Origin of the sequence: Actinomadura sp. WAC 06369 (assembly GCF_003947565.1) — a bacterium.
GTDB classification, from domain to species: Bacteria; Actinomycetota; Actinomycetes; order Streptosporangiales; family Streptosporangiaceae; genus Spirillospora; species Spirillospora rifamycini.
Genome location: NZ_QHJN01000304.1, coordinates 1 through 4,747 on the forward strand (window position 1 = coordinate 1; position 4,747 = coordinate 4,747).

Here is a 4,747-nt window from a genome sequence, read left to right on the forward strand (position 1 = left end):
GCGCGCCCTCGCGGGCGTCCCCCGCGAACCCGGCTGGCCGGGCCGCCTGCTGGCGGAGTACGCGCTGCTGCGGCTGCTCGTCCGCGCGCACCGGCGGCGGAACGCCCTGCCGGCGGGGCTGCACGCCGCGGTCCCGGACGCGGCGGCGGCGCGGCTCGCGCGGATCCTGGCCGGGGAGCAGATCCGGGTGCTGCCGGAGTGGCTGGACGCGGCGGCGGCGCGCGGCCTGCGGGTGCCCGCACGGCTGCTGCCCGCGCTGCTGGAGCGGGGGCGCAGCGACCGGATGCTGCGGCCGTCGATCGCGCGGGCGGCCGGGCGGCGCGGCATGTGGCTGGCGCTGCAGAACACCGACTGGGCGTACCTGGTGGGGGCGGGCCCGGTCCGGTCCGGCGACGACCCGGCGGGCGCGGAGGCGTGGCGGAGCGGCACCCGGCACCGCCGCGCCGCGTACCTGTCGGGGCTGCGCGGCACCGATCCGGCGGCGGCGCGGGACCTGCTCCGCGAGACGTGGGACCGCGAGCCCGCGCCCGACCGGGCCGCGTTCCTCGCGACGTTCGCGTGGGGGCTCTCCCCCGGCGACGAGGAGTTCCTCGAGGCCGCGCTGGACGACCGGGGCAAGGACGTCCGGCAGCTCGCCGCCGACCTGCTCGCCCGGCTGCCCGGCGCCGCGTACGGGGAGCGGATGGCGGCGCGGGCCCGCGCGTGCCTGCGGCTGCGGCCCGGCCCGGACGGCCCCCGGCTCGAGGTGGAGGCGCCGCACGAGCACGACGCGGGGCTCGCCCGCGACGGCGTCCCGTTCCATCCCGGCGGGTCGTTCGCGCCGCGCCCGGGGAGCGGTCCGGTGGGGACGCGGGCGGCGTGGCTGCGGGAGATCCTCGCCCGGACGCCGCCGGAGACGTGGCCGCCGCTGCTCGGGCTGCCGCCCGAGGGGATCGTGCGGCTGCCGGTCGCGGGCGGCGGGGCGGGCGACCTGCACACCGGGTGGGCCCGCGCCGCGCTGAACCGGCGGGACGCCGGATGGGCGCGCGCGCTGCTCGGCGGCGCCGCGGCCGTCGACGAACCGGAGGCGCTCGCCGACCTGCTGGGCCTCCTGCCGGAGGGCGAGCGGGGCGCGGCGGCGGCCGCGCTCGTCCGGCGGGCGCCGGACCGGGCGGAGCTGCTGCGGCTGCTGGAGCGGGTGCCGGGCCCGTGGACGGGCCCGCTCGCGGCGGCCGTCGTCACGATCCTGACCGGCGCGGCCGGGCTGCCGACGCGCGCCGCCGAGCACACGCTGGTGCGGCTGTGCCGGGTCGCCGACCTGCGCCTCGACCCCGGGGCGGCGGAGCGGCTGGCCGGGCATCCGGTGCGCCCGCACCCCCGGCCCCTCACCGACCTCGTCGAGACGCTGCGGTTCCGCGGCGAGATGCTGAAGGAGCTGAGTTGACCACTCCCCCGAACGGGCGCGGCGCCGCGTCCCCCGAGGCCGTCCTGCGCCCGCACGCGGAGCAGGAGCACGCGGCGGAGCTGGCCCGGCTCGCCGAGCACGACGACCGGCCGCGCCCGCCCGGCTGGCGGCTGTCGCCGCAGGCCGTCACCGTGTACCTGCTCGGCGGCGACCTGCCGGACGGGACGGCGGTCGTCCCGAAGTACGTGGGGCCGCGGCGGCTCGTCGAGGTCGCGGTGGCGACCCTCGCGACCGACCGGGCGCTGCTGCTCCTCGGCGTGCCGGGGACGGCCAAGACGTGGCTGTCGGAGCACCTGGCGGCGGCGATCAGCGGCGACTCGACGCTGCTGGTGCAGGGCACGGCGGGCACCCCGGAGGAGGCCGTCCGGTACGGGTGGAACTACGCGCGGCTGCTGGCGGAGGGCCCCTCGGAGGGGGCGCTGGTGGAGAGCCCGGTCCTGCGGGCGATGCGGCGCGGGTCGGTGGCGCGGATCGAGGAGCTGACCCGGATGCCCGGCGACGTCCAGGACGCGCTGATCACGATCCTGTCGGAGAAGGCGCTGCCCGTGCCGGAGCTCGGCACGGAGGTGCAGGCCCGCAAGGGGTTCACGGTGATCGCGACGGCGAACGACCGCGACCGGGGCGTGAACGAGCCGTCCAGCGCGCTGCGCCGCCGGTTCAACACGGTCGTCCTGCCGCTGCCGGACACCGTCGAGGACGAGGTCGAGATCGTCGCCCGGCGGGTCGCGCAGATCGGCGCGGGGCTGGAGCTGCCGGAGGCCCCGGCGGGGCTGGAGGAGATCCGCCGGGTCGTGACGGTGTTCCGGGAGCTGCGGTCGGGGCTGACCGGCGACGGCCGCACCCGGCTGAAGTCGCCCGGCGGGACGCTCGGCACCGCCGAGGCGATCTCGGTCGTGACGGGCGGGCTGGCGCTGGCGGCGCACTTCGGGGACGGGGTGCTGCGGGCGGCGGACGTCGCCGGCGGCATCGTCGGCGCGGTCGTCCAGGACCCGGCGTCCGACCGGGTGGCCTGGCAGGAGTACCTGGAGACGGTGGTGCGCGACCGTCCGGGCTGGGACGACTTCTACCGGGCGTGCCGGGAGGTCTCTTGACGGTCGAGGTGTTCGGCGTCCGGCACCACGGTCCCGGTTCGGCGCGCGCGCTGCGCACGGCTCTGGAGGAGTTCAAGCCGGACGCGGTGCTGGTCGAGGGCCCGCCGGAGGCCGACGCGCTCGTGGGCCTGGCGGGCGAACCGGAGATGGTGCCGCCGGTCGCGCTGCTCGCGTACTCGCCGGGGGACGCCGACGGCGAGGGCCGCCGGTCGGCGTTCTGGCCGTTCGCGGAGTTCAGCCCCGAGTGGCAGGCGATCCGGTACGGGGTGGGCGCGGGCGTGGCCGTCCGGTTCTGCGACCTGCCCGCCGCCGTCGCGTTCGCCGCCCCCGACGGCCCCGCCGCGCCGGACGTCCGGGTCGACCCGCTCGGGGAGCTGGCGCGCGCCGCCGGGCACGGCGACCCCGAACGCTGGTGGGACGACGTCGTGGAGCACCGCGACGGCGGCCCGTCCCCCTTCCCCGCGATCCTCGAGGCGATGGCGGAGCTGCGGGAGCGCGCGGGCCCGCCCGCCGGGGCCGAGGAGCGCCGCGAGGCGTGCATGCGGCGGACGGTGCGGCGCGCACTTCGGGACGGGCACGAGCGGGTGGCGGTCGTGTGCGGCGCGTGGCACGCCCCGGCCGTCCTCGCCGACGTCCCCGCCGCGCGCGACGACCGGACCCTGCGCGGCCTGCCCCGGGTGCGGGTCGCGATGACGTGGGTGCCGTGGACGCACGGCCGGCTCGCCGCCCGCTCCCACTACGGCGCGGGCGTCGCGTCGCCCGGCTGGTACCACCACCTGTTCACGGCGCCCGACCGGCCCGTCGAGCGGTGGCTCGCCGGGGCCGCGCGGGTGCTGCGCGGCGAGGACCTGCACGTCTCCCCCGGCCAGGTGATCGAGGCGGTGCGGCTCGCCGGGTCCCTCGCGGCGCTGCGCGGCCGCCCGCTGCCGGGCCTCGACGAGGTCACCGAGGCGGCCCGCGCGGTGCTGTGCGAGGGCGCCGAACCCCGCGTCGAGCTGCTGGAGCGGCGCCTCGTCGTGGGCGAGCGCCTCGGCTCGGTGCCGCCCCGCACCCCGATGGTGCCGCTCCAGCGCGACCTGCACGCGCGGCAGCGGCGGCTGCGGCTGCGGCCGTCGCCCCGGCCCCGCGACCACGACCTCGACCTGCGCCGCCCCTTCGACCTCGACCGCTCCCGGCTGCTGCACCGGCTGCGGCTGCTCGACGTCGACTGGGGCGTCCCCGCCGGGGGCCGCTCGACCGGGACGTTCCGGGAGACGTGGACGCTCGAGTGGCGGCCCGAGCTGGACGTCGCGCTGATCGAGGCGGGCGCCTGCGGGACGACCGTGCGGGGCGCCGCGGCCGTCCGCGCCGAGGCGCTCGCCGCCGACGCCGACGACCTCGCGGAGCTCACCGGCCTCGCCGAGCGCTGCCTGCTCGCCGACCTCGGGGAGGCGCTGCCGGCCGTGCTGCGGGCCCTCGCCGACCGCGCCGCCGTCGACGCCGACGCCCTGCGCCTGATGGCGGCGCTGCCCGCGCTCGTCCGCACCCTGCGGTACGGCGACGTGCGCGGCACGTCCCGCGACCGGCTCCGCGCCGTCGTGGACGGCCTTCTCGCGCGGATCCGCGTGGGGCTCGCGCCCGCGCTGACCGGCCTGGACGAGGACGCCGCCCGCGCGGCCCTCGAGCACGTCGACGCCGTGCACGGCGCGCTCGCGCTGCTCGGCGACGAGTCCCGCCTCGCCCGCTGGCGCCGCGCCCTCGAACGCCTCGTCGCCCGCCCGGAGGGCCTGCACGGCCTGGTCGAGGGCCGCGTCACCCGGCTGCTGCTGGACGCGGGCGTCCTCGACGACGCGCCCGGCCGGATGGCCCGCGCGGTCTCCGCGGGCGTTCCGCCGGCCCGCGCGGCCGCGTGGGTCGAGGGCTTCCTGTCGGGCGGCGACCTGTCCGGCGGCGGGCTGATCCTCATGCACGACGAGGGCCTGCTGCGCCTCGTGGACGCGTGGCTCGCCGACCTGCCCGCCGCCGCGTTCACCGACGTGCTGCCGCTGCTGCGCCGCACGTTCGCGACGTTCTCCGCCGCCGAGCGCCGCTCGATCGGCGCCCGCGCGCGCCGCCTGCACGACCCGCGCCCGGTCGGGCAGCACGGTGTTCAGCGCCAGCAGCGTGCCCACGAGGTGGACGTCCGGTTCGACGGCGTCCAGCATCTCCGGCTCGAGCAGCAGCCGCGCCAGGT

The 4,747-nt window shown here is 79.5% G+C and carries 3 protein-coding genes; all 3 read left to right on the top strand.

Features of this window, described 5'->3' with window-relative positions; genetic code table 11:
• A partial coding sequence (locus DMH08_RS40650; protein ID WP_158642467.1) for a DUF5691 domain-containing protein occupies positions 1-1,423 on the top strand: 1,423 nt, incomplete at its 5' end.
• Entirely contained in the window at positions 1,420-2,535 is a 1,116-nt protein-coding gene (locus DMH08_RS38595; RefSeq protein WP_026400398.1) for an ATP-binding protein, read from the top strand. The genes DMH08_RS40650 and DMH08_RS38595, both read left to right, overlap by 4 nt.
• On the top strand, positions 2,532-4,747 hold a 2,216-nt coding region (locus DMH08_RS38600), incomplete at its 3' end, for a DUF5682 family protein (protein ID WP_199748221.1). The genes DMH08_RS38595 and DMH08_RS38600, both read left to right, overlap by 4 nt.